Genomic DNA, 25,245 nt, shown 5'->3' on the forward strand with positions numbered 1-25,245 from the left:
ATGCAGCAATTTATGAGGGTCTTTGGGCGTTGGTATCAGTTGAATCAATCATTTGTGTGGTTGGATCTGTTACTGCATCATCAATAGATGGTGTATTGAGTCTGTTGTTTTCAGTAGCTTTTGAATTTGCAAAAACAAAGCGGTAAGCGCTTGCTAAAAAACCCACGGTGATACCCGCAATCACTATTGGGGCAAATAATTTATTAAATTTCTTACTCATAATTTTTTCTCTTTTTCATGAGGATCAGCCAAACCATGCTGACTGATCCCGACACAAATTTACATGTTATTTAGGGTCATTTTTTTGGCGGTGTATTTTGAACTGACTCCCCTGTAGATCCATAAGGATTATTCAATGGTTGAGTTGGCGCCTCTACATCAATTTGCGTGGGTGGAATATCTTCATCTTGATATTCTTCCGCAACTGTTGAAGCATCCATTTGCTCAGTAAGTGGTGGCGTGACTTGTTCAGGCTGATTTGGTCTTGGCTTATTCGCGTCAGATTTCGCTTTATCGATTAAGTCAGTCAACAATCGCTCTGCAGGTTGGCGACCACCTAGACCAAATGCAAGTGCAAAAGCGACAGCAACCGCTCCAAGTGTTAATCCAAAGGCTAAATTTACGATCGAGTCAGCGATTCCCATTGCACGCAAGCCCATTGCCACTACTAAACCAATGATCAGTACTCGGACAAGATTTGCTAACCAATGTGCGCTATTGGTCTCACCACGTTTCACCACATTGGCAACTAGATTTGCTAGCCAGAAACCAATGACGAGGATAACTGCACCTAAAAGTACATTCGCTCCGAAATAAATGAACATCGCAATCAAATCACTAATTTGATCGAAGCCCAAACGATTCGCAGCTTCAGACACCGCAAAGAGCATGGTGAAGAATACAATCAAATGACCGACAACTTTTGATATTTTGGTTTGACCCAAAAAGCGTTGCATATCGAGCTTATGAGGAATGTTATCAACACCTGTCCCAGCGATCACTTCAACCACAAGATTAGATACGAAACGTGAGACCACATAAGCAATGATCAGGATTAAACCTGCTGCGATGATATGCGGAATTGCATTCATGATTTCATACAACATTGCTGTTGCTGGTTGTGAAATCGCATCTACACCCAAAGCCTCAAACGCAATAATCAGTGAGGTAATGATTACTAAGGCAAATACAAATGATCCTAATAGCTTAGGCAGATTGGAATTTTTAAAAACTCCGATTTTTTCAGCTTGCTGTTGGACATTCAAACTTGAAAGTAGCCCTTCGACAATACCGCGTACAATTTTTGCCAAAATGTAACCAACAAATAAAATCACACCTGCCATAAAGATATTCGGCAAGTAGGCAACGGCTTCAGTCACCATATTCTGAACTGGATATAACAAACCATTTAAGCCCAAAATAGACAGCACGATCGGTAAGAACAGCAATAAAATGAGCCAGTAAACAATTTCACTGATATTTTGGCTAAATGAGCTCACACCAACGTCTTGACTGAGTTTTTCATCCAGTTGCGTACGACTGAGTAGTCGAGTTAATCCAACTTTGACCAAATTGGCTACGATCCATCCAATAAAACCAACTGCTACTGCAGCCAATAATTGTGGGATAAATAGTAAGAATTGTTGAACCATATTACTAAACGGACCACTCACACTGGTCAGGTTTAAAACATTGAGTGAACCGATAACAGCAATAATGAGAATCAGCCAGAAAACGACTCTGGAGATGATATTTTCTATATTTGAGCGATGTCCTGTCGCGCTACTTAATTTTTGATTGGTATTTAATTTTGCAAGTACCTTCTTAACCCCTGCGGCAACGATTAAAGCGATGATCCATCCTATGAGTAAAATGGCCACTGCAGCAATAATTGGTTGGAATTGCTCCCAATAATACATTGCATCAAAGCCCCCATTTCGAGTGAAGCCGTTATATTCATCATTCATTGGTTACGCCTCTTCTTATGTTAAGTGTTCTGAATTACGATTGATTTAATTCTTTTTCCTAGATCATTTTTCGATCGCGTCATCACACCATAAATTTCGAATATTTTTTAATCAACTCAAAGCATCATAAATACAACACATTGTTGCAAATCAAGAAAAAACCCAGCCGAAGCTGGGTTTAAACGTGAAAAGTGTAGTGGTTTATTGATCGTTTGCGACCGCAGTAACGGTATTATCCACTGCTGAATCTGTTGCCGTTGCTGTATCTGCATTATCTTGAGTTGCAGGAATAGTCGTATCAGCAGGAATTTGACCTGGTGTTGGTTCACGATCAGCAAGCATATAGAAAATGAAGGCTGCTAAAAAAATACCAACGATAATCAGAATATACACTGGGATCTTACTTTTCTTCTTTTGATCATTATGGGTCGGATGATTGGATTGATCTACCATGATGCCCCTCTTATGTATTTTGATGATTTTTTATACTAGCAATCTATCATGTTGTTTTGTGTGAAAAAACATTATCAATTCGTACTGATCAAAGCACATGAGCTGTGATGCAAAATAGAGTATAATATGAACCCTCCTCATTTTTATTGTCGATCTGTATGACCTATCGCCGACAAAGTGTCTCTTTAGATTTAGACACAGATGTCACTCATGCCTGTTCTTTGCATCATACCCGTGATGGGCATTTGATTGGAATTATTGAGTTTACGAAACCAAGCTATGTGCTGAAGTGGGGTGACTTAGAGTATTTCCGCCGTCGCACTGAAGAGTTTTCGGTGATGCCCTTTCCTGAATGTGTCAACGGCATGATCATCGACATTCGTAACATCGCTTGCTTCTTAGATAATGAAGTGCCCATTATTCCTTGGCGTTTAATCGAGGAAGAATGCCCAATTCGTTTAGTGGTTCCACACGATCGCTTGGAACATTATGCAGGTTTATTTGAACCGACTTGGCTCACGAGTGATGTCGATACTGCGATTCAAGAGATTCGTCAATTTATGGATATGTTTGTCCATTAAGTATGTCGCATAGTATTCCTATGTAATTTAGAAAAATACCTCCGAGATGGAGGTTTTTTGTGCCGTAATTCTCCTCGTAGGATAGGGTGATTAGGACTTACCAATAGTTCTCTACTGCAATATTTCCTTCACCACGACGATTCATGGTCAGGCCACGAGCTTTCAGTGCCTCTTTTGTATCTTCAACCATTTGGGGATTCCCACACAGCATGATATGAGACGTTTGCGGATTAAAATCGAGACCAACGGTTTTCTCTAAGGCTCTATTTTCGATCAATACTGGCAATCGATCATGCAATGGCGCATTTGGATCACGTGTAATAATTGGCACAAATTTAAATCCAGTATGACCTTCACCAAAAGTATCCGCGACTTCCTGAATTCGGTCTACGTAAGCCAATTCACTTGCTGTTCTCACACTGTAAACCAAATGAATATTTTTATATTTTTGCCATACTTCAAAGTCATGCAACATAGAAATAAATGGTGCAAGCCCCGTGCCTGTCGCCAATAACCACAGGTCATTTGGCATAGGTAACTGGTAACGTGCTAACGTCAAAAATCCATAAGGAATCTTTTCCAAATAAAGTTCATCGCCGAGTTTGAGATGTTGTAAATTTGATGTAAAAGCACCATCTGGTACAACAATTGAAAAGAATTCTAAGGTTTCATCAAAAGGCGATGAAACGACAGAATACGCACGTACCACTAAATCATCGCCAACTTTCAAACCAATACGCGCGAACTGCCCTGCGGTAAATTTAAAATGTGCGGGGCGCGTCATGGTAAAGCTAAATAAAGTGTTGGTCCAACGATGTACAGAAAGGACTTTTTCTACGCTAAATTTTTCAATTGACATAATTTCTACGTGGCATGACAGACTGCGCTCATGGTAGCATGACAATATAATTTATTAATATTTTTTCACATTAAGGCTTCATTCATGCGCATGACATTACGCCAACTGGCTGTTTTCGTAGCTGTCGCTCAAGAGGGTACAGTAACTAAAGCAAGTGATGCTGTACGACTCACACAAAGTGCTGCAAGTATGGCGTTAGCAGATCTTGAAGATGGTCTCGGTGCACCATTATTTGATCGCTTAGGAAAACGACTTCAACTGAATGACTTGGGTCGTTTTTTACTCCCACAGGCGCTTGAAATTTTAGGTCGATGTGAATCATTTGAACAAGCGGCAAAAGGCGAGCTTCAAAGTATTGATCTTCGTATTGGGGCGACTTTGACCATTAGTGATTATTTGATGCCTGATTTAATGGCTGATTTTCTTCAATTACAACCACAAGCACATTTGCAACTTCAAGTGGGCAATACGCGTCAAATGATTGAAGCTGTTAATCAATTCCAACTTGATTTAGCACTTATCGAAGGTTCATGTCATTTACCTCAATTACAATCGATCCACTGGCGTGATGATGAGCTTGCTGTGTGTTGCTCACCAGATCATCCCTTGGCGAAATTAGACCGCCCTCTGACCATTGAAGACTTTAAACATGCTGAATGGATTTTACGTGAAGAAGGTTCAGGGACTCGTGAAGTCTTTGACAACGCAATCCTGCAAGACTTACCGAATGCCAATATTCGTTTAACTTTGGGTCATAATGAAGCTATTTTGAAAATTGTTGCTGGTGGTTTAGGCATGTCATGTATTTCAAAATTAGCTATTGAACCATTAAGAGAAAAACAGCAACTGGTGATTTTAGAAACGCCGTTCTGGCAACTCACACGTCCTTTATTTATGTTAGTACACCGTCAAAAATATCAAGGACCTGGTTTAAAAGCCTTTATGAAATTCTGTGATGCTTAATTAAAAAAAGCTCCTCATAGGAGCTTTTTTTATTTCTCAGCTTCTTTCTTTTGTTCTTTAATAATGTGTTCTTGTTCTACCGCATAAATTTTTGCTTTTGCGTCTTGCTCTTCTTTGTATTGCTCATATTTTTGAAATCCCCAAACACCCAGATTAATGAACACTAAAATAGGGACAATACTTGCAAATATCCATGGATTAAATTGCTTGTTTGGATCTTTTATCTTCTTGGCTTTTTTCTTAGATTTTTTATCAGCTCCGAATTCATCAACACGCGAACTCGTAATGAATTTTTGCGCATTAAATTTTAATTGAAAATGCGTTTTAACATCAGGGACTTCTTTACGTACAACTTTTGGTGGGCGCCCTTTTGCATGGGTTGGCTCGGGTAAATGATCATCTACGTTCTCTTCAGGCGCACTCTCATTCAAAGGTTGAACTTTCGTGAGTGGTACGACAGCTGACTCATCTAAGACTGGCACACGGCGACTTGGCTTTGATTCGAGCATTTCTTTAATTTTCTCTTCCTCAAGAGGTTCACCTAAGGAAATTTTAGTTGCTGGATCTGAAACTTGATCTGCAAGATGTTCAGCGCTAGAACCATCTAGCACGATTGATTCTTTACTCAGTGTATTAAAATTTAGTTCAAAATCTTGGATTTGTGTTTGTGAGTTAAGCGTACTTTCCTGATCTGCAAGACGCTTTTCGATCAGCTCATCTAGCTCTTGTTCAAACTTCTGAGACTCACCTTCTAAATCTTCGTGCGCACGATAAAAAAGTTGATTCAAGGGTTGTTCGACGCGTGCATGTTTATTGTCTAACCGCACGATAAATTTTGCATGACGTTGGTCGTCTTTATCGACCACGATACATTTCACACGCTCACCAATTTGAGGCGTGATACTGGAATTTGCCATGTCATTCAATACGAAATGTACATCAAAATCATGATCATTGATTTTGATAATTCCTGCTTTCAATGCAGGGTCGTACGAATGTAAAACACCCCTGTAAAACATGTTATTTCCCCAGCATAAAAAAGATTGATTCTTAGTAATTAGTTTTTTAAATTTATTGATGAATCAAAATCTTAATAAAAAAGGAGGCCTTAGCCTCCTTTATAATTTAATCAAATTTTAATCTTTTTGTACAGAACCAAAAATTTTATCGCCAGCATCTCCAAGACCTGGAACGATATAACCATTCTCATTTAAACCGTTATCTACAGCTGCGGTAAAAATGACAACATCAGGGTGTGCTTCTTCCACACGTTTAATGCCTTCTGGTGCTGCAACCAGAACCATCACTCGGATATCCTTACAGCCACTTGCTTTAAGCACATCAATAGCAGCAACCAATGATGAACCAGTCGCAAGCATTGGATCAATAATCATCGCTATACGGTTTTGTACGTCAGGTACCAATTTCTTATAGTAAGTACGTGCTTCTAATGTTTCCTCATCACGCTCTAAACCAAGAACAGAAACTTTTGCACTAGGAATAAGATTTAAGAAACCATCAAGCATACCAATGCCAGCACGTAAAATTGGTACAACAGTAATTTTTTTACCTGCAATACGCTGTGTTGTCACCGGGCCATTCCAGCCATTAATTTCGTGATCTACAACAGGTAAATCTTTGGTTGCTTCGTAAGTCAGTAACATTGTGACTTCTTGCGCTAACTCACGGAAGTTCTTCGTGCTGATATCTGCACGGCGTAATAAACCTAATTTATGACGAATGAGCGGATGACGAATTTCTTGGATTGGCACGGGAGAACACCTGAAGCATAAATGTAAATTCTGTCTATTATAAATGTTTTTAATATAAGAAATAAGAAAAGCCCTCAATGAATGAGGGCTTTTTTTGTTAACAACAATAGTTTTTTTAGATTAATCGATCAACTATTGAAGAACGATATGTAATGGCGCGATCAATTGTGCTTGATTTGCCATCGCAATGACTGGATCTGGATATACACCGATTACAAGCACTGCAAGCGCAGCAAGCAATACCATAATACCACCCACTTTTTGACCCCAATGTTTATCAGCATCAATACGTGGAGTGTCTGGTGGCGTCATATACATGACGATCATGACACGTAGGTAATAGTATAGACCAATACCAGAACCCACAATGATCATCGCAGCGAAGAACCAATGTGCTTCAGACACAACTGTCATGATCAGCATGAATTTACCGATGAAGCCTGCAGTTAACGGAATACCTGCAAGAGATAGCATCATCACAGTCAGTGTTGCCGTCAATACTGGACGACGCCAGAATAGACCACGGTAGTCTGCAAGTGATTCTGCTTCGTCATTGTTGTTATATGGGCTAGACATCAACGCTACAGCACCAAACGCACCAATCGTCGTTAATACATACGTTAATACATATAAACTTACTGACGTTAAGCTTAAGAAAGATGTCGTAACAACAGCAAGGAATAAGTAACCAAAATGCGCAATTGACGAGTATGCCAAAATACGTTTTAAGTTCACTTGTTTCACTGCAAGCATGTTACCAATCAAGATTGATAACACTGCAATGACGATCAAAATCGTTTTGATCGATTCGATACCAATTACACCTGAAGACAGTAAGTAACGTACGAATAAACCAATCATTGCAACTTTAGCTACAGTAGCAAGGAATGTTGCAATTGGTGCTGGAGCACCTGCATACACATCTGGCGTCCATTTATGGAATGGCGCTAAAGACAATTTAAATGCAACAGCTGCGATGATTAAACCAAGACCTAAGATTCCAAATACAGTGGTAAGTTTCTCACCAAATTGAGGAATATAAGCTTGCAGCGCCATCATCAATTGAGGATCTTGAGACTTAGTTAACGCCCAGAACATATCATCCACTTGACCCGCAAATGATAATGAACCTAGAACTGAGTAAACATAAGCCATACCCATCAACAACATTGCAGAAGCAGTTGCTGAAAGTACAAGATATTTAATACCCGCTTCGAGTGACTTACCGCGTTGGTAGGTATAAGCAATCAGACCGTACACTGGAATCGACATTAACTCTAAGCTAATGAAGAATGATGCAAAGTGTGAACTTGTTACCATTAACATTGCCCCTGAAACAGAGATCAACATTAATAGATAAAGTTCTTCACGATTATCTTTATAGGTTTCGATATATGCATGTGACAGTGTGCAACAAGCCAATGCAGCAATCAAAATAATCACTTGATAGAACAGACCAAAAGCATCAACCATAAATAGGTTCATGACATTTGGTGAGATCTGAGAACCTGTAAACAACGTGAATAGAATATTCAACAATGCAAGGTTAAGACCGATAACAGATACTGTCGCAATCAAATTATGATTACGTTTGATTGCAGTCAAAATCATTACGATGATTGCTGTTAAAGCAACAATCATCACAGGAGCTAATGGCATTAGCTCAGAAAATGATAGTGTGAAGTTCATGACTTATTGCATCTCCACATTTTCGAGTTGAGTTGTGGCTTGTTCAACCACTTCAACTACTTCTTGTACTGGAATGTAGCTATTCGCAATCCAAGCCAAACTTGATTCTGAAATATCAAGGAAGCTTTGTGGATACAAACCAAGCCATAACAGACCGAACGCACAAATTAACAAAATACCAAGCTCACGCGCATTAAGATCTTTTAATGGGTTCGCATAGTGTTGTTTTTGCTCTTCGTTTGGCACACCAAATAACGCTTTATGAATCAGGATTAAACCATATAGACCCGCAAATACTAAGCTGATCGCAGCAATAATCGTGAATGTAGGGAATTGAGCAAATGCACCCATCAAGATGAGGAACTCACCAATGAAGTTACCTAAGCCAGGGATACCTACAAGCGCAGCAATAAAGAACATCAAGAAGAATGGTAAATACTGGAATTGACCACGAATACCACCCATCAAGCGTAAATCACGTGTGTGAAGACGCTCATACACTTGACCACACATAATGAATAATGCTGCTGACGATAAACCGTGAGCCAACATCATGACCATCAGACCTTGGAAGGTCAGGATGTTACCTGCGTAGATTGCAAGTAAAACAAAACCCATGTGTGAAATCGACGTATACGCCAATAAACGTTTCATATCGGTTTGCTGGAAAGCACACCAAGCACCGTAGAAAATACCGATTAAACCGAAAATGATTGCTACATCAGCAAACTGCGCTGAAGCAACTGGGAAGAATGGAATGACGAAACGAAGTAAACCGTAAGCCGCTGTCTTAATTAAGATACCCGCAAGGTCTACAGAACCTGCTGTAGGTGCTTGTGCGTGCGCATCTGGTAACCAACCATGCAATGGGAATACTGGAAGTTTGACCGCAAAACCAATAAACAAACAAATCATAAATGCAAAGGCAATTGATGACGTTTGTGGGTTAGCATCCAATGTATTCGCAACAGCGAGTAAATGGTTATAACTGAAGCTGATTGTATCTGTCATCATGAAACCGTAGATCACAAGACCTAAGATACCAATCAACATGATCAGACCAGCCACCTGCGTGTAAATAAAGAATTTAGTCGCAGCGTAAACACGAGATTTACCAGAAGCACCTTTGTGGCCCCAGAGTGCAATCAAGAAGTAGATTGGAACGAGCATCATCTCCCAGAAGAAGAAGAACAAGAACAAATCAACAGCCAAGAATACACCGATCACGCCACCTAAAGACCATAAAAGGTTTAAGTGGAAGAAACCAACATTCTTCTGAATTTCACCCCAAGAACAGCCAACCGCCAATACACCTAGTAAAGCAGTTAAACCGACCATTAGAAGTGAAAGACCATCCACCGCTAAGTGGATGTTAATGCCAAGGGTTTGAATCCAAGGTACATAGAACTCTGCAGACCAAGTCGGTACAGTTTCACCAATTTGGTAGCTGTAGGTACCTGATTGCCATAAAGCAACGGTGATGCCCAAAGTAATGAGCATACCCACAAGTGCGATATAACGTGGTAGGTGTTGATCTAATTTATCAACGACCCAACAAATAAAACCAGCAATGAACGGAATGAGGATCAGCGCGGGTAAATACCAGTTATTGATGTTTTCCATCTTATTTCCCCACGATCTGAGTCACGATCAGAATCATGATAATCACCACGATACCGAACGCCATGCTCGATGCGTACTCACGCAAAGAACCTGTTTGACGTGAACTAGTGAAGCTATGACCACCTTTAACAATCGCTGGCAATACAAGCCATACGCCATCAATCGGGTCACGACCAATCATTTTTGCAATAAATAAGTAAGGTTTAACAAACACGAGGTCATATAACGCATCGAAACCAAGCGCATTACGACAGATATTTGCAAGTCCAGCACCCAATGAAGTGCGAGCAAAACCTTGAACTGCTTTATAAGCAAAAGCAAATAAGACAACACCAACCGCTAAACCAGCAAGTGCGATTGCAATAGCGACATATTCTGCACCATGCGCACCAGCTTCTAGCGCTTCAGGAATAACAAATGCAGGGATTTGTGCAGCATCAAGAATACTCATGACTGGCGCTTTAAGTACGATTGCCAAACCTGTAGAAAGGACAGCAAGAATCGCTAAAGGAGCCCAGTAAGTTGCACCTTTGATTTCGTGATATGGCGTTTTCTCTTCGCCAAAGAACACAATCCAAATTAAACGGAACGTATAGATTGATGTTAAGAATGCACCAGCAACACCGACCCAATACAATGTATTGAATACAGGTAAACCTGCGATATGACTTTGTGTCCACACAGCCGCCAAGATTGCGTCTTTTGAGAAGAAACCAATCGTTAAGAATGGAATCGCTGCTAAGGCACCGCCACCGATCGCGAAACAAGCAAATAAGAATTTATTACGCTTGAACAAACCACCCATTTTGAAAATGTTTTGTTCGTGATGGTATGCAAGAATCACCGCACCTGATGACAAGAACAACAACGCTTTGAAGAATGCGTGAGTCAACATGTGGAATAGACCAGCTTGGTATGCTTCAGCACCTACAGCCATAAACATGTAACCCAACTGACTCATGGTTGAATAAGCAAGAATACGTTTGATGTCTGTTTGAACCAGTGCAGCAAAACCTGCAACTAATAATGTCACCGCACCTGTGATTGAGATAAACACCATGACTTCTGGTGCCATTTCAAATACAGAGAACATACGGCAGCATAGGTAAACACCTGCTGTTACCATTGTTGCAGCATGGATTAATGCAGATACTGGTGTAGGACCCGCCATCGCATCTGCTAACCATGTTTGTAATGGGATTTGCGCAGATTTACCTGCAGCACCCAAGAACAACATTAATGCAGTCCAAATGGTTAAAGATGAGCTTTGTGTCATTACCACAGGCGCAGCAGCAACGATTTCAGCAATATTCAATGTTCCAAATTGTTGGAAAATTAAGAATAATGCGATGAGTAAGAAAACGTCACCAATACGTGTCACGGTGAATGCTTTAATTGCAGCAGCACCATTTGCTGGATTTTGGTAGTAATAACCAATCAGCAAGTATGAGCACAGACCAACACCTTCCCAACCTAAGAATAACAACGCAAGGTTGTCACCTAACACAAGCAATAACATGCTTGCAACGAATAGGTTGAAATAGGAGAAGAAACGTGCAAAGTCTTCTTCACCACGCATATACCATGATGCAAAGATATGAATTAAGAAACCCACACCCGTAATCATGCCAAGCATAAGTAAAGATAAACCATCTAAGTGCAAGCTAATGCCTGGTTCAAAACCACCCACACTGAACCAAGTCCAAAGGTGAGTCACTTGAGATGTTTCACCGCTGTTGATGAAATTCATACCAGCCAATAATGCACATAGTGCAGAAAGACCAACTGAACCCACACCAATAATGGCAGCTACAATTTCAGGAAGCTTATTACGCCCTGCCGCTAAAAGGATAAAACCAATGAGCGGAAATAATATGGTTAATGCTAATAAACTCATCCGCGCATCTCACTAGCAGCATCTACATCCAAATGATGGAAGCGATGATAGAACTGAAGGACGATCGCAAGCCCGATACACGCTTCTGCCGCAGCAAGCGTTAAGATCAAGATAAACATGATCTGACCATCTGGTTGCACCCATGCACTACCAGCGAGGACGAATGCAAGCGCTGCTGCATTCATCATGATCTCAAGGCTCATTAACATAAATAAAAGGTTGCGTCGCACCATTACACCGTAGAAACCGAGTGCAAAAAGAATGGTTGCAACAATCAAACCATGCTCTAAAGGGATATTACCCATTATTCTTTTTCCTCTTCTGCACTTGGTTCACGTTTGCCTAAGTGGAATGCAGCAACTAACGCAGCAAGCAATAACATTGCGGCAACTTCAACCAATAATAAATATTGTGTAAAGAGTGCTTGACCAACTTCTTTAGGGCCTACAACTTCTGTACCCATTAAAGGACCAGAAATGCTGTGCTCTGAAGTCATTGTCCAAACTAAAACCAGACCCATTAAAAAGCTCATCAATGCAGGGTAAGCCCAAGCATCAGATGTTAACCATTTACGTTCTTGTTCAACAGTTTGAGAACCAAGGTTCAACATCATCACAACGAAGACGAAAAGAACCATAATTGCACCAGCGTAAACAATAATCTCAAGTGCACCTGCAAATGGTGCACCCACGATCATGAACATACCAGCAACTGCAAGTAACGAAACGATTAAGCTTAAAAGTGCGTGTACTGGATTCGCATTAGTCACAACACGAACCGTAGAAACGATGGCCACAAGTGCCATCAAATAAAATGGCCACATCATGGTAATAAGCTCCGTACATCGACAGGTGCGCTTTCGCGCTGAGCCTGACCTTTGTCTTTACCAGCTACAGCCATACCCGTTACACGGTAGAAGTTATAGTCTGGATATTTACCAGGACCAGAAATGAGTAAGTTTTCTTTCTCATAAACTAAGTCTTGACGAACGTATTCACTGAGTTCGAAATCAGGTGTCATCTGAATAGCAGTTGTAGGACATGCTTCTTCACACATACCGCAGAAAATACAACGAGAGAAGTTGATACGGAAAAATTCCGGATACCAACGACCATCTTCTTTTTCAGCTTTCTGTAATGAAATACAGCCAACAGGGCAAGCTACAGCACACAAGTTACAAGCTACACAGCGCTCTTCACCATCTGGGTCACGTGTCAATACGATACGGCCACGGAATCGTGGTGGAACGATTTCTTCAGCTTTAACTTCAGGGTATAAAATAGTGTCACGTTTACGTGTTGCGTGGCTGAATACCATCCACAACGAACGTACAATTGACCCAAACCCAGCTAGAATTTTATACATAATGTTCTCCCTGCTGTCCTAGGCCTGATTCATCAGAATCACAGCACCAGTCACCAACAAGTTGACCAACGCTAAAGGCAAACAAATCTTCCAACCAAAGTTCATCACTTGGTCATAACGTGGACGCATTAATGAACCACGTGCCAAGACAAACATCATCACGAAGAATGCTGTTTTACTCATGAACCAGAATGCTGGAGGTAGGAAATCTAGACCAAATGGTGCTAACCAACCACCGAAGAATAAGGTTACGATCAAAGCTGAGATCAGGACAACGTTGACGTATTCCGCAACGAAGAACATCCCCCACTTCATACCACCGTATTCGACATGGTAACCTTCCGCCAATTCTTGTTCCGCTTCTGGTTGGTCAAATGGATGACGATGCGTTACCGCAACACCTGCAACCACGAAGATTAAGAAACCTAAGAATTGTGGAATGACAAACCATACATCTTTTTGAGCTTCTACGATTTCACGCATGTTGAATGAGCCTGCAATTGCAACCACACCCATCAACGAAATACCTAAGAAGACTTCATAAGAAATCGTTTGCGCTGCTGAACGAAGACCACCGAGTAATGCATATTTGTTGTTTGATGACCAACCACCAAATAAAACTGCATACACTGCAATACCCGCCATTGCCATAAAGAACAATAGACCGATACTCATGTCTGCAACACCTAAATAAGGTGATACAGGGATAACCATGAACGATAGCACCGCAGTTGCCATCGCAACTGCTGGAGCTAAACGGAAAGTCAATTTATCTGCAAACTTTGGTGTCCAGTCTTCTTTGAACATGATCTTCAGCATGTCGGCAACAATCTGGAACATACCCCCAGGACCTACACGGTTTGGACCGTAACGGTCTTGCCATAAGCCAAGTAAACGACGCTCAATGAAAGACATCAACGCAGCAATCAAAACTACAACGAGCAAGATCACAATCGCTTGAACTACAGAGTAGGCAATTGGCCAGTTCTCAGCCCAAAGCGGCGTTTGACGGATTAATTCTTGTTCCATGAATTATGCTCCTACCGCGACTGATACAGGCTCAGCTAACGATACCGTTGGCGCGAGACCAATTGGGTAACCAATATAACCTGTAGGTAAATATTCAATGACTTGAACAGGAAGAACGATCGAAGCCTCACCTGCTTTCACAGTAATGTTTTGGCCATCTTTCACATTCAAGCGCGCTGCATCTTGCTCACCCACTGCAAATACCGCTTCTGGAATACGAGACTCCATTGCAGGTGTTTTCACTGTGAATTCACCAGATCCAAAAATATGATGCATTGGAACAAGGCGGAAACTCTCAGCATTTACAAGAACTGGTGCTGGTGCAACGTATGTGCGTGCTGGTAATTTCGCAAGCCGATCAAATAAACGAATACCTGAATCACCACCTTTTAAAGAACCGCCCACTGATTCTTGGAACTTATTCCAAGCTTGTGGTGAGTTCCAACCTGCTGACCATGCAAATGGAACTAACGCTGACGGCGTTTGGTTCCCGACATAACCTTCCATAGAGAATGTTAATGCAGAGTCGTGATCAGTTGGTTGTTTAGGCTCATGGACAGATAACGGCGCACGAAGTGAAGTACGACCAGAGTAACGACGTGGTTCACGTGCCACTTTAAGACCATGGACACGGAATCCTGCATCTGGTGCTACATCTTGAATCGCTTCAAGCGCAGGTACATTCTTGGCAACTGATTCGATGACATCATCAAGCACAGTCCAAGAAATTGCTTTGCCTTTCACGCCAGTTTCAATGGCATGTAACCAACGCCAAGATTCTTTGATCGCAAGTTCTGGTTTGTAGTAACTTGGGTCATATACTTGATAGAAACGTTGTGCGCGGCCTTCTTGAGATACCACAGTACCGTCACCTTCAGCAAAGCTCGCTGCAGAAAGAACAATATTCGCTTTTTTCACCGTTTCAGTTTCTGAATGGTCAAGCACGATCACGTCTTTACCAGACAAAGCAGCATCTACTTGCGCCGCAGGTAAACGACGATAAAGGTCGTTTTCTACAATCACGACAGTGTCATAGTCTTGTGCAAATGCTTGCTCAAGGCTGTTACCGCCAAAGATTGCTAAGCCCATTGAGTTCACTTCAGGAACAGTCAATGTTAAGCCTGCATTGCCCAGATTCTGCGCAACTTGTGCAGCAGCTTCCATAATTGCAGCTTCTTGCAAGCTTGTACCAGAGATAATCAATGGTTTTTTTGCAGCTTTTAAAGTGTCAGCAATGGTTTGAGCAAATGCTTTTGCATCTTCTTCTAAACCAGTAATACTTTCACCTTTCACCGCCGCAGCAACAGCGAAACCTAAACGTGCGATATCATTTGGAGAAGCAACGACTTCACCAGTAGCTACGTCAGATAAACGTGTTTGAGTCGCAGCCAAGATATAAATTGGTGATTTTTCGTCTTGAGCAATACGTTGTACTGGCTCAGCCAACCATTCTTGTGTACGGCGTTCTGCAGCCATTTCTTTGGCTTTGTTCTTCGCAGCTTGACGTACTGACAATGCCATACGTGGTGCAGTTTGTGTTAAATCTTCACCGAGAATTAAGACAGCATCGTAGCTTTCAATTTCACGCATACCTGGGTTATATACACCCTCGGTTTGCATAATGGATGCAGCAAGTTCAACCAAGTTTTGCTCTTTTTGAGACATACCTGTTGAATAGTTTGCTTGTCCAACCAATTCTCGAAGCGCAAAGTTAGACTCAAGAGATGCACGTGGAGAACCAATACCCAACACTTTTTTGCCTTGGATTTTCTCAATCACGGTGTCTAACGCTGTATCAACTGAAACAGTCTCTACATTGCTACCTGAACGGAATTGCGGTTGACGTGGACGGTCTTCACGGTTCACATAACCCGTACCGAAACGGCCTTTATCGCACAGGAAGTATTGGTTGACTTCACCGTTAAAACGGTTTTCTACACGGCGTAATTCACCATAACGCTCACCCGGAGAGATGTTACAACCTGAAGAACAGCCTTGGCAGACGCTTGGCGCATACTGCATGTCCCATTTACGGTTATAACGTGCAGAGTGTGTTTTGTCTGTGAATACGCCCGTCGGACATACTTCAGTTAAGTTACCCGAGAACTCAGACTCTAAAGTACCTGATTCTGGACGACCAAAATAAACACGTGAAGCGTTTGCATACACACCGAAGTCTGTACCACCTGCGTAGTCTTTATAGTAACGAACACAACGGTAACATGCGATACAACGGTTCATCTCGTGTGCAATAAACGAACCAAGTTCTTGGTTGTAATGCGTACGTTTCGTGAAACGGTAACGACGACGGTCATGTTGTGTCATCACCGTCATATCTTGGAGGTGACAGTGACCACCTTCCTCACAGACTGGACAGTCATGTGGGTGGTTCGTCATCAAGAATTCAACAATAGACGCACGGAAATCTTTTGCTTCTTTGTCTTCAATCGAGATGTAGGTATTGTCAGCTGCAGGTGTCATACATGACATAACTAAACGACCGCGAGTATCTTCTGGATTCGCGTATTGAGTTACAGCACATTGACGGCAAGAACCGACAGAACCTAAGGATGGATGCCAACAAAAGTACGGGATATCAATACCCAAAGACAAGCATGCTTGTAGCAAGTTCTCTGAGCCATTGACTTCATACGATTTGCCATCGACATGAATTGTAGCCATAGTCGAATTCCTTAAGCTTGTTCTACGTTGCTAACTTGAGCAGCGGCATTCACCACTTTTGCTTCAAATTCGCCACGGAAATATTTGAGTGCACCCATGAGTGGTTCCATAGCACCAGGAGCGTGAGCACAGAAAGTCTTACCAATCCAAAGCTTACGTGTAAGCTCTTGCAAATGATCGATGTCTTCTTTCTTGCCTGTACCATCTTCAAGTGCTTTAAGCGCTTTCACCGCCCAAGGTAAACCATCACGACATGGTGTACAGAAACCACATGATTCACGCGCAAAGAATTCTTCTAAGTTACGTGTTGCTGAAACCATACATTGAGTTTCATCAACCACCATGAGCAAACACGTACCTAAACGCGAACCTGCTTTCATGATGCTTTCCGCATCCATTGGAAGATCGATGTGTTCAGCTGCTAAAAAGTCAGTTGATGCACCACCTGGTAACCATGCTTTAAGCTTTAAGCCATCACGCATACCACCCGCATATTCTTCAATCACTTCACGTGCAGTTGTACCGAATGGAAGCTCCCAAAGACCAGGGAATTTCACTTTACCTGATGCACCATAAATTTTAGTGCCTGGATCTTTCGACTTACCTGCAGATAAATTGATATACCACTCAGGACCACGCAGCATAATTGCAGGTAAGTTATTGTAGGTCTCTACGTTGTTAACAATCGTAGGACGACCCCAAGCACCTGCAACTTGTGGGAATGGTGGTTTTGTACGTGGATTTGCACGGCGACCTTCAAGCGAGTTAATCAATGCAGTTTCTTCACCACAGATATAACGACCCGCACCAGTGTGCACATGTAATTCAAAGTTCCAGCCAGAACCAAGGATGTTTTCACCCAAGTAACCTTTGGCACGAATTTGCTCTAAAGCTTGGTTCAAATACTTCGCAGCTTCGATGTATTCACCACGGATAAAAATATAACCATGGGTTGCTTCAAGTGTATAACCTGCAATTAACATCCCTTCGATCAATTGATGAGGAAGCTTTTCCATCAACAAACGGTCTTTGAATGTACCTGGTTCCATCTCATCGGCATTACAAATCAAGTAACGAGGACCTGAATTGTCATTTGGCGCCATGAGCGACCATTTAATCCCTGCAGGGAAACCAGCACCACCACGACCTTTAACAGTCGCTGCTTTAATGATTTCCAATACATCTTTAGGCGGCATTGTGAGTGCTTTCTTGAAACCCTCATACCCTTCAAGAGATTCATAGTCTTCTACACTATGAACAAATTCTTGCTTGCTCAAACGCCATGTTAATGGGTGAGTTTCTGGGTTACCGTCGCCATAAATCGGTTTTGGTTCAGTATTCATACATACTTCTCCAATAACTGTTTCACTGAAGAAACCTCTACTAGACCGTGAGTATCTTCATTAATCATCAAGGTTGGACCCTTATCACAGTTTCCTAAACAGCAAATCGGGAGCAAAGTAAAACGACCATCAGCAGTCGTTTGACCAAATGAAATCCCGAGTTCGCGTTGGAATGCTTCTGCTAAAGTTTCTGCACCCATCAAGAAGCAAGCAATAGAATCACAAAGCAAAATTACGTTGCGACCTACTGGCTGGCGGTAAATACGGTTATAAAATGTTGCCACACCTTCCAAATCAGCAAGGCTCATTGACAACATCTGCGCAATCGCATTCATTTGCGCATCATCCACCCAACCATTACGACGTTGAACGCATTTAAGCGCATCTAAACATGCCGCACGTGGGTATGGGTAATGACCAATGTGATGCTCGATTTCGTGGATTTCTTCCGCAGTTAAAATCCCTTCGACATTCACACGTGGCTTTTTATCAGTCAAAATCATCATAATGCGTACCCCTTAGCGATCCACGTCAGCCATTACGACATCAATCGTCGCTAAATAAATGATTAAGTCAGATACGAGACTGCCGTTAATTACAGAAGGAATTTGCTGTAAGTGCGTGAAGGTTGGTGTACGAATACGGGTACGGTAACTCATCGTTGACTTGTCTGAAGTCAAGTAGTAGTTCGATGCACCTTTTACCACTTCCGCCATAACAGATGCTTCACCTGCTGGCATGACAGGACCCCATGACACGCTTAAGAAGTGCGTAATCAAAGTTTCAATGTCTTGTAGTGTCTTATCTTTCGGTGGTGGAACAGCCAATGGGTGATCCGCTTTATAAGGACCAGATGGCATGTTATCCAAGCACTGTTTGATGATTTTTAAAGATTGTTCGATTTCACGGTAGTGAACGATCACACGTGCATATGCATCGCCCTCGTATTCTACAGGCACTTCGAAGTCGTAATTTTCATAACCGCTATATGGACGATATTTACGTACGTCAAAATCAATACCTGTTGCACGTAAACCTGTACCTGTTACACCCCATGCCAATGCAGATTTTGCATCGTATTGCGCAACATTACGGGTACGACCTTCAAATACCGAGTTTTTAAGTGCTGCAGTATGATATTCCTTCAAACGTTTAGGCAACCAATCCAAAATTTCACGGATCAAATGTTGCCAGTTGTTTGGAAGATCGTGTGCAGTACCACCGATACGGAACCATGCTGGGTGCATACGGTAACCAGTGATTGCTTCAATCGCGTCATAGATCTTTTGACGATCGGCGAACATATAGAATACTGGGGTCATACCGCCGGCATCCTGAATCGCTGTACCGATATAAAGCAAGTGGTTATTAATACGGAATAGTTCCGACATCATGACACGAATACATTGCGCACGTTCTGGCACAGTGATGCCTGCCATCTGCTCCACACCCATCACATAAGGCATGTTTTGCGCACAACCACCTAAGTAGTCAACACGGTCAGTATACGGAATGAATGAATGCCAAGTTTGACGTTCAGCCATCTTTTCCACACCACGGTGGTGATAACCGATATCTGGCACACAGTCTTTCACTTCTTCGCCATCTAACTGCAAGATCACACGGAATGCACCATGCGCAGATGGATGGTTAGGACCCAAGTTCAGGAACATGAAGTCTTCATCAGCATTACCGCGTTTTAGACCCCAATCTTCAGGCACAAAACGTAAATGCTCTTGTTCGAAATCTTGTTTCGCTTGGTTCTGACGGTAAGGTGTGTATTCGGTCGCACGTGCAGAATATTCTTTACGCAACGGATGACCTTCCCAATACGTTGGCAATAAAATACGACGGAGCATTGGATGCCCTTCGAAGTTAATGCCAAACATATCGTAAGCTTCACGTTCGTACCAGTTGGCATTTGGCCAAATGTTGGTTGCTGTTGGAATATTGAGATCAGACTCATTCAACGCAACTTTAATACGAATATCCGTATTACGCTCTAATGACAACAAGTGATAGAACACAGTGAAGTCAGACGCAGGTAACCCATCGCGGTAAGTACGTAAACGCTCATCTACCGCTGACAAGTCAAACAACATCACGTAAGGACGTGACACTGTACGCAAGAACATTAATACGTCTTGTACACGTGAGCGCTCAACCCAGACTGTTGGAAAGTCTTCAAAAGTCGTTTGCACGTAGAAATTCTCACCAAACTTGGTTTTGAGCTCTTCTACAATTGCAAATGCTGGGCGTGAATCAACTGGAGTTGATTCTGGCATAGCAATGTCAGTTTCAGCCATTGGCTTGGCTTCCTATTTAATACAAATTCATTCAACCAAAACGACAATTACACCCAAGCGGGTGCATCAATATTATTTGCCGTTAAGATTATTTAATTTCATCCATAGAGCGTAAGTGTTTTACTGCAATACGTTCAGCATTCTTACGGTCACGTTCAGGCTGCATCTTTGGCTTATAAACTGGCTTAAGATCATCACCGATCACCGCAGAAAGCGGACGACGCTCTAATTGAATTTGGTCTTGCAATAACATCAACGCTTGGATTAATGCTTCAGGACGCGGTGGGCAACCTGGAATATACACATCCACTGGAATGATTTTATCGACACCTTGTACAACCGAGTAAATGTCATACATACCGCCAGAGTTTGCGCATGCACCCATTGAGATCACCCATTTAGGTTCTAACATTTGCTCATAAAGGCGTTGAATTACAGGTGCCATCTTCACGAAGCATGTACCCGCAACAATCATCAAGTCCGCTTGACGTGGTGAAGCACGAATTACTTCGGCACCAAAACGTGACAAGTCATGCACGCCTGTTAAAGTCGTTGCATACTCTACGTAGCAGCAAGATGTACCAAAGTTGAACGGCCAAACTGAGTTTTTACGACCCCAGTTTACTGCTGTATGTGCCAAATCCTCTAAACGAGTCATGAACACATTCTTATTCACTTCTTCTTGCAGAAGCGGATCTTCTACAACGATACGCTCTTGAAGTGGATACTGATCAGCATCCGGATTCGCACGGGTTAATGTATATTTCATCCCGTATTACTCCTTATCAGATGATGTAGTCGTTGGCGAAGCTTTTACACGACCAGATGATTGCGCTGGAATTTGACCTGTAGGGTCAACCACCAACTCCTCAATTGAGTTGAAGCGAGTAATTTCTGCGAGATCCATATTTGGCGAACCAATTTTAGGTTTGATCCCTGCTGCTTTACGCTTATCAGATGGCGCCCAATTTAATGCACCAGTAGACAACTCATAAATCAAGCCAACGAGTAAAACTAAAATAAATACAGCTGCTGCTGCAAAACCGATCCAACCCACTTCACGAACTGATGCAGCCCATGCATAGAGATAGAGCGCTTCTAAGTCAAACACAACGAAGAAGATTGCAACCAAATAGAATTTTGCAGATAGACGAATTCGTGCTCCACCAGCACTAACTACGCCTGACTCGAACTGCTCTTGCTTAGCACGTCCCCACGATTTACCCCCTAGGAGTAGCGGGACAGTGAGCATAAAGACGCATAAAAATGTAACGCCGATCACGAAGGCAATTATTGCCCAATCGTATGGAGTAATGGCACTCATGCGGGGATAACTCCTGGCAGGCCTATTTATTAACAAAGAATGTATGTATTGGCCTTCAAATACACCAAACACAAAATTAATCCCGCCAATTGTACCTGATTTATGATTTCTGTTGCTAGCCAATCCCTCTAAGTCTTTAGGATGAATTTTGCCCTTTTTCCAGATTTCATGGTGATTAAAGTCAATAAAACCTTATTTAATCGTAGAAAGTTATCAAGGTGATAAAACTGATTATTTTTTCCGAATAATCATTCAAAAAATTCAATCGACCCCAACCTACCCACAATCATTTTTTAATTTTTCATTCGTGTTAGATTGGCTTCTTTTTTTGCACCAATATAGCTCAATTATTTTAGATTTATTCTATTTTAAAAGTTTTAAATTTTAATTGCTTACAATGTTTTAATTAACTTTATACAAATCGTGCTAATTTTCGTTATATGCTCAATTAAATAATAAGGAGAAGATCTATGAGTCTAGAATTCACACACAAACCTAACTATTTTTTATTTGCTCAGTTGATCGTCCATCATTTAGACAGCTATATCAAAAAACATCCTGATGCAACGAATGCTATTTTTGATTTACGCGATATTTATCAAATTTTCCGCCAAGACCTCGCCTCTACAACCACTAATCTTGATGCTATTCTCAACATCGCAGATGAATATACAGTTGAGACCATTCACGGCGATCAAAAACTGATTAGCAATTATCATGTTGATGCAACCAATAACAGTTTACTGATCGATTTCAATGCCGATGCTTTAAATGCACTTAAGGAAGGAAAACGCATCATTGAACCGAATGCCAATAATTACCAATAAAAGGCAATATAAATTATAAGAAAAGCGCTTAATCGCGCTTTTTTTAATTCTCGTTTTACTCTGATGTTTGACTGGTTTGTACAATCTTCTTCTTTTTAAATCTTTTGGCTGGCCACTGCATGGTGAATCTTGCACCACCCATTTTAGGACTTTGATCCACTTGAATCGCACCACCAAACCAATAGGCGATTCGGCTTACAATAGACAAGCCTAAACCATATCCGCCTGAGGCACGTGTACGACTATCATCCAAGCGAGCAAAAGCTTCAAACACTCGCTTACGATCCTCTTCTGGAATCCCCGGACCATCATCTTCAACTGAAATATAGGCCATTCCTTGAGCATCAATCCCACCAGTGATCAACACTGTATCATCACAGTATCGGATCGCATTTCCGACTAAATTTTGCACTACACGATGCAAATACCGGCGTTCCGCATCCACCACCAAAGCTTGTGATGGCAAGTGTAATTGAATATTTTTATTGGTTTTTAATGCTTTAGTTTCAATAGCGACTTGCTCAAGCACTTCGTATAGTCGAATTTCCTCGAAATCAATAGAGGGCATGCCTTGCTCAAGTTTAGCATAGGTCATAATTTCATCAATGAGCGTGTTTAAAGCCTCAATGTCTTTATCAATCATTTCTACTTGTTGCTGACGATACTCATAATCCTCTTCATCAACCAACATTTCCATACCAAAGCGAATACGTGCGACTGGCGTTCGTAGCTCATGTGATACAGCTCTCATTAACTCTCGCTGAGCTTCGATTAAACGCTGTATATGATCTGACATACTGTTATAGCTGGCTGCCAAATGTGCTAACTCATCATATCCTTCGACAGGAACGCGAACGGACATATCCCCTTTTTGCATAACATTTAAGGCTGAGTTAACTTGCTTCAACTTGCGTTGCATTGGGACAATCAGACCATACACACCAAGCGACAAAATAAACATACTCAGCAAAGTAATCCCTGCCGCCAATTGGAATGGCATCCAATTGAACATTGGCACTGGTCCCATCACCAATACATCACCCGACGAATTCGTCATTGGAGAAATGACAGAAATCGTAGTACCACGAATGCTAGCGCTATCCTGATACAGGATAACCCCTTGATCCGCACGTAAACGACCAATTTGCTCAGAATCTAAATTGAGATCAGACAGATTTTGAATGCTTAAATCATAAGAAAAGTGTTGCTTAATTTTTGCAAGATACTCCCTTTCCTGCCCTGGATAATAAACCAAGTATTCCCATACAAAGATTGGTAAGGCCTTCATTTGACGCTCACCGATATTATCCACTTTTACATAAAGTAAATGCTCAGGGTCATCTATTAAACCAATAATGACATAAGCAATACTTTCTTTGGCGTCATACCGCACAACTGCTTTGCGCTTTTCTAAACGATATTTTTCGGTGCGTGAAAGTTCGACTTTATCAGATTCTAGATAATAGATTGGAAGTTCGAGCAAATCAGATGCATCTGATATCCAATCCATTCTTTGTTGCATGGTTTGTTGTCTTGAAACACCCTCGCTAATGACGTACGAAATCCCATCAGTCAATGACTCACGGTATTCCTGCGCGCGTTGATAGTTGATGATTTGCACAAGCAAATAACCAAATATGGCAACCAGCACCACCAAAATGACGAGACCTGCGTAGATACGCAGGAATATACTGTGTTTAGACACTAAGGTATGACCTTCTGAGGAGTGAGGGCATTACCGCGGGGATGTGATTACATCCCGTTGGTTTCTTTAACGAATAAATATCCTTTGCTACGCACTGTTTTAATACGTTTAGGATTTTCAGGATCATCACCAATTTTTGGACGGATACGAGAAATACGAACATCAATTGAGCGGTCTTGACCATCATATTCAATACCACGTAGACGCTCAAAAATGTCTTCACGTGAAAGGATACGACCAGCATTAGATGCCAACAACCATAATAAGTCATATTCTGCACTTGTGAAATCTACAAGCTCACCGTTTAAGGTTACAGAACGACCACCATTATCAATCACTAAATCATCAAATTCGATACGTTGAGCAACTTCATCCTCTGGTGTTTTGTCTGTACGACGAAGCAAAGCACGAATACGCGCTAATAGAACACGTGGCTGAACTGGTTTCGCAACATAATCGTCTGCACCCATTTCAAGACCCAATACTTGATCCATGTCTTCAGTACGAGCAGTCAACATTAAAATCGGTTGATGATAATGTGGCCGAACCTCACGACATACGGTGAGACCATCAGCACCAGGAAGCATAACATCCAGCACCACCATATCTGGTTGCTCTGCTATAATACGACGGATTGCACGATTACCGTCTGGTTCTACCCCAACTTCTAATCCATTACGAATTAAATACTCTTGCGTTAAACGCGCAAGACGCTCGTCATCTTCAACGATCAAAATCTTTGGTAACTTTTCTTCTTGGCTCATAGAATGCCCCTATATTGTTACGATATCTGCTGATTAAACTTCACAGATTTACATCGATATGTTTTGCAATATACACACGTTTACATTGTAAACAAG

24 protein-coding genes are annotated in these 25,245 nt (G+C 41.7%); 3 read left to right on the forward strand and 21 right to left on the reverse strand.

Annotated elements, in window-relative coordinates:
- Nucleotides 1-10: 10 nt before the first annotated feature.
- The 3 genes from FTV17_RS10665 to FTV17_RS10675 all read right to left on the reverse strand — a co-directional run bounded on the left by FTV17_RS10665 (nucleotide 11) and on the right by FTV17_RS10675 (nucleotide 2,420).
- The gene (locus tag FTV17_RS10665) at nucleotides 11-220 is read right to left on the reverse strand and encodes a hypothetical protein (RefSeq protein WP_035267292.1); all 210 of its coding nucleotides are present in this window, start codon (nucleotides 218-220) and stop codon (nucleotides 11-13) included.
- 76 nt (nucleotides 221-296) lie between these two features.
- A complete protein-coding gene (locus tag FTV17_RS10670; RefSeq protein WP_179999411.1) occupies nucleotides 297-1,967 on the reverse strand; it encodes a mechanosensitive ion channel in 1,671 nt (556 codons plus the stop codon).
- A gap of 201 nt (nucleotides 1,968-2,168) precedes the next feature.
- Entirely contained in the window at nucleotides 2,169-2,420 is a 252-nt protein-coding gene (locus FTV17_RS10675; RefSeq protein ID WP_035267289.1) for a hypothetical protein, read from the reverse strand.
- Between the two features lie 158 nt (nucleotides 2,421-2,578).
- Here FTV17_RS10675 and FTV17_RS10680 point away from each other — a divergent pair, with 158 nt between their 5' ends.
- Nucleotides 2,579-3,001, forward strand: a complete 423-nt coding sequence (locus tag FTV17_RS10680) for a hypothetical protein (protein WP_179999413.1) — start codon at nucleotides 2,579-2,581, stop codon at nucleotides 2,999-3,001.
- A 97-nt stretch (nucleotides 3,002-3,098) separates the two neighbouring features.
- On the opposite strand, the gene FTV17_RS10685 is transcribed toward FTV17_RS10680, so the two are convergent.
- A complete protein-coding gene (locus FTV17_RS10685; protein ID WP_179999415.1) occupies nucleotides 3,099-3,860 on the reverse strand; it encodes a ferredoxin--NADP reductase in 762 nt (253 codons plus the stop codon).
- Nucleotides 3,861-3,944: 84 nt separating this feature from the next.
- On the opposite strand from FTV17_RS10685, the gene gigC reads away from it, so the two are divergent.
- Nucleotides 3,945-4,823, forward strand: coding sequence for a LysR family transcriptional regulator GigC (gene gigC / locus FTV17_RS10690; RefSeq protein ID WP_179999417.1), 879 nt, complete (start codon nucleotides 3,945-3,947; stop codon nucleotides 4,821-4,823).
- A gap of 29 nt (nucleotides 4,824-4,852) precedes the next feature.
- Here the strand turns inward: gigC and FTV17_RS10695 are convergent, their stop codons facing one another.
- The 15 genes from FTV17_RS10695 to ndhC form a co-directional block, all read right to left on the reverse strand.
- Nucleotides 4,853-5,842, reverse strand: coding sequence for a hypothetical protein (locus FTV17_RS10695; RefSeq protein ID WP_179999419.1), 990 nt, complete (start codon nucleotides 5,840-5,842; stop codon nucleotides 4,853-4,855).
- Between the two features lie 117 nt (nucleotides 5,843-5,959).
- Nucleotides 5,960-6,595 carry a uracil phosphoribosyltransferase gene (gene upp / locus FTV17_RS10700; RefSeq protein WP_035267277.1) on the reverse strand — a complete coding sequence of 212 codons (636 nt, stop codon included), beginning with the start codon at nucleotides 6,593-6,595 and terminating at the stop codon, nucleotides 5,960-5,962.
- 132 nt (nucleotides 6,596-6,727) lie between these two features.
- Nucleotides 6,728-8,284, reverse strand: a complete 1,557-nt coding sequence (nuoN, locus tag FTV17_RS10705; RefSeq protein ID WP_035267275.1) for an NADH-quinone oxidoreductase subunit NuoN — start codon at nucleotides 8,282-8,284, stop codon at nucleotides 6,728-6,730.
- A 3-nt stretch (nucleotides 8,285-8,287) separates the two neighbouring features.
- Complete coding sequence (gene nuoM, locus FTV17_RS10710) at nucleotides 8,288-9,907, reverse strand: NADH-quinone oxidoreductase subunit M (protein WP_179999421.1); 1,620 nt, start codon at nucleotides 9,905-9,907, stop codon at nucleotides 8,288-8,290.
- A gap of 1 nt (nucleotide 9,908) precedes the next feature.
- Complete coding sequence (nuoL, locus tag FTV17_RS10715) at nucleotides 9,909-11,804, reverse strand: NADH-quinone oxidoreductase subunit L (RefSeq protein WP_092766949.1); 1,896 nt, start codon at nucleotides 11,802-11,804, stop codon at nucleotides 9,909-9,911.
- On the reverse strand, nucleotides 11,801-12,109 hold the full coding sequence (gene nuoK / locus FTV17_RS10720) for an NADH-quinone oxidoreductase subunit NuoK (protein WP_004695395.1): 309 nt from the start codon (nucleotides 12,107-12,109) through the stop codon (nucleotides 11,801-11,803). Before nuoK ends, nuoL begins: the two co-directional genes overlap by 4 nt.
- Nucleotides 12,109-12,627 carry an NADH-quinone oxidoreductase subunit J gene (nuoJ, locus tag FTV17_RS10725; RefSeq protein ID WP_171076777.1) on the reverse strand — a complete coding sequence of 173 codons (519 nt, stop codon included), beginning with the start codon at nucleotides 12,625-12,627 and terminating at the stop codon, nucleotides 12,109-12,111. Before nuoJ ends, nuoK begins: the two co-directional genes overlap by 1 nt.
- Nucleotides 12,627-13,169, reverse strand: a complete 543-nt coding sequence (nuoI, locus tag FTV17_RS10730; protein ID WP_035267267.1) for an NADH-quinone oxidoreductase subunit NuoI — start codon at nucleotides 13,167-13,169, stop codon at nucleotides 12,627-12,629. Before nuoI ends, nuoJ begins: the two co-directional genes overlap by 1 nt.
- A gap of 18 nt (nucleotides 13,170-13,187) precedes the next feature.
- Nucleotides 13,188-14,198 carry an NADH-quinone oxidoreductase subunit NuoH gene (gene nuoH / locus FTV17_RS10735; protein WP_179999423.1) on the reverse strand — a complete coding sequence of 337 codons (1,011 nt, stop codon included), beginning with the start codon at nucleotides 14,196-14,198 and terminating at the stop codon, nucleotides 13,188-13,190.
- A gap of 3 nt (nucleotides 14,199-14,201) precedes the next feature.
- Nucleotides 14,202-16,880: an NADH-quinone oxidoreductase subunit NuoG gene (gene nuoG, locus FTV17_RS10740; protein ID WP_179999425.1), complete on the reverse strand. Its 2,679-nt coding sequence runs from the start codon at nucleotides 16,878-16,880 to the stop codon at nucleotides 14,202-14,204.
- A gap of 11 nt (nucleotides 16,881-16,891) precedes the next feature.
- On the reverse strand, nucleotides 16,892-18,223 hold the full coding sequence (gene nuoF / locus FTV17_RS10745) for an NADH-quinone oxidoreductase subunit NuoF (protein WP_179999427.1): 1,332 nt from the start codon (nucleotides 18,221-18,223) through the stop codon (nucleotides 16,892-16,894).
- The gene (gene nuoE / locus FTV17_RS10750; RefSeq protein WP_035267260.1) at nucleotides 18,220-18,729 is read right to left on the reverse strand and encodes an NADH-quinone oxidoreductase subunit NuoE; all 510 of its coding nucleotides are present in this window, start codon (nucleotides 18,727-18,729) and stop codon (nucleotides 18,220-18,222) included. The genes nuoF and nuoE overlap by 4 nt, the downstream gene beginning before the upstream one ends.
- 12 nt (nucleotides 18,730-18,741) lie before the next feature.
- Nucleotides 18,742-20,529, reverse strand: a complete 1,788-nt coding sequence (gene nuoC, locus FTV17_RS10755; RefSeq protein ID WP_179999429.1) for an NADH-quinone oxidoreductase subunit C/D — start codon at nucleotides 20,527-20,529, stop codon at nucleotides 18,742-18,744.
- An 88-nt stretch (nucleotides 20,530-20,617) separates the two neighbouring features.
- Complete coding sequence (locus tag FTV17_RS10760) at nucleotides 20,618-21,298, reverse strand: NADH-quinone oxidoreductase subunit B family protein (protein WP_035267257.1); 681 nt, start codon at nucleotides 21,296-21,298, stop codon at nucleotides 20,618-20,620.
- 6 nt (nucleotides 21,299-21,304) lie between these two features.
- Nucleotides 21,305-21,853: an NADH-quinone oxidoreductase subunit A gene (gene ndhC, locus FTV17_RS10765; RefSeq protein ID WP_035267255.1), complete on the reverse strand. Its 549-nt coding sequence runs from the start codon at nucleotides 21,851-21,853 to the stop codon at nucleotides 21,305-21,307.
- 470 nt (nucleotides 21,854-22,323) lie between these two features.
- On the opposite strand from ndhC, the gene FTV17_RS10770 reads away from it, so the two are divergent.
- Nucleotides 22,324-22,680, forward strand: a complete 357-nt coding sequence (locus FTV17_RS10770; protein ID WP_035267254.1) for a hypothetical protein — start codon at nucleotides 22,324-22,326, stop codon at nucleotides 22,678-22,680.
- 55 nt (nucleotides 22,681-22,735) lie between these two features.
- Here the strand turns inward: FTV17_RS10770 and bfmS are convergent, their stop codons facing one another.
- Both bfmS and bfmR read right to left on the reverse strand, forming a co-directional pair.
- Complete coding sequence (gene bfmS, locus FTV17_RS10775; protein ID WP_373687204.1) at nucleotides 22,736-24,385, reverse strand: sensor histidine kinase BfmS; 1,650 nt, start codon at nucleotides 24,383-24,385, stop codon at nucleotides 22,736-22,738.
- A 47-nt stretch (nucleotides 24,386-24,432) separates the two neighbouring features.
- Nucleotides 24,433-25,149: a response regulator transcription factor BfmR gene (gene bfmR / locus FTV17_RS10780; protein ID WP_035267251.1), complete on the reverse strand. Its 717-nt coding sequence runs from the start codon at nucleotides 25,147-25,149 to the stop codon at nucleotides 24,433-24,435.
- Between the last annotated feature and the right edge of the window lie 96 nt (nucleotides 25,150-25,245).

The organism is Acinetobacter sp. YH12239, assembly GCF_013417635.1.
GTDB lineage: Bacteria > Pseudomonadota > Gammaproteobacteria > Pseudomonadales > Moraxellaceae > Acinetobacter.

Coding starts and splice junctions, on each gene's coding strand:
- FTV17_RS10665 (WP_035267292.1), bottom strand. CDS start 220: ATGAGTAAGAAATTTAATAAATTATTTGCCCCAATAGTGATTGCGGGT.
- FTV17_RS10670 (WP_179999411.1), bottom strand. CDS start 1,967: ATGAATGATGAATATAACGGCTTCACTCGAAATGGGGGCTTTGATGCA.
- FTV17_RS10675 (WP_035267289.1), bottom strand. CDS start 2,420: ATGGTAGATCAATCCAATCATCCGACCCATAATGATCAAAAGAAGAAA.
- FTV17_RS10680 (WP_179999413.1), top strand. CDS start 2,579: ATGACCTATCGCCGACAAAGTGTCTCTTTAGATTTAGACACAGATGTC.
- FTV17_RS10685 (WP_179999415.1), bottom strand. CDS start 3,860: ATGTCAATTGAAAAATTTAGCGTAGAAAAAGTCCTTTCTGTACATCGT.
- gigC (WP_179999417.1), top strand. CDS start 3,945: ATGCGCATGACATTACGCCAACTGGCTGTTTTCGTAGCTGTCGCTCAA.
- FTV17_RS10695 (WP_179999419.1), bottom strand. CDS start 5,842: ATGTTTTACAGGGGTGTTTTACATTCGTACGACCCTGCATTGAAAGCA.
- nuoN (WP_035267275.1), bottom strand. CDS start 8,284: ATGAACTTCACACTATCATTTTCTGAGCTAATGCCATTAGCTCCTGTG.
- nuoM (WP_179999421.1), bottom strand. CDS start 9,907: ATGGAAAACATCAATAACTGGTATTTACCCGCGCTGATCCTCATTCCG.
- nuoL (WP_092766949.1), bottom strand. CDS start 11,804: ATGAGTTTATTAGCATTAACCATATTATTTCCGCTCATTGGTTTTATC.
- nuoK (WP_004695395.1), bottom strand. CDS start 12,109: ATGGGTAATATCCCTTTAGAGCATGGTTTGATTGTTGCAACCATTCTT.
- nuoJ (WP_171076777.1), bottom strand. CDS start 12,627: ATGTGGCCATTTTATTTGATGGCACTTGTGGCCATCGTTTCTACGGTT.
- nuoI (WP_035267267.1), bottom strand. CDS start 13,169: ATGTATAAAATTCTAGCTGGGTTTGGGTCAATTGTACGTTCGTTGTGG.
- nuoH (WP_179999423.1), bottom strand. CDS start 14,198: ATGGAACAAGAATTAATCCGTCAAACGCCGCTTTGGGCTGAGAACTGG.
- nuoG (WP_179999425.1), bottom strand. CDS start 16,880: ATGGCTACAATTCATGTCGATGGCAAATCGTATGAAGTCAATGGCTCA.
- nuoF (WP_179999427.1), bottom strand. CDS start 18,223: ATGAATACTGAACCAAAACCGATTTATGGCGACGGTAACCCAGAAACT.
- nuoE (WP_035267260.1), bottom strand. CDS start 18,729: ATGATGATTTTGACTGATAAAAAGCCACGTGTGAATGTCGAAGGGATT.
- nuoC (WP_179999429.1), bottom strand. CDS start 20,529: ATGGCTGAAACTGACATTGCTATGCCAGAATCAACTCCAGTTGATTCA.
- FTV17_RS10760 (WP_035267257.1), bottom strand. CDS start 21,298: ATGAAATATACATTAACCCGTGCGAATCCGGATGCTGATCAGTATCCA.
- ndhC (WP_035267255.1), bottom strand. CDS start 21,853: ATGAGTGCCATTACTCCATACGATTGGGCAATAATTGCCTTCGTGATC.
- FTV17_RS10770 (WP_035267254.1), top strand. CDS start 22,324: ATGAGTCTAGAATTCACACACAAACCTAACTATTTTTTATTTGCTCAG.
- bfmR (WP_035267251.1), bottom strand. CDS start 25,149: ATGAGCCAAGAAGAAAAGTTACCAAAGATTTTGATCGTTGAAGATGAC.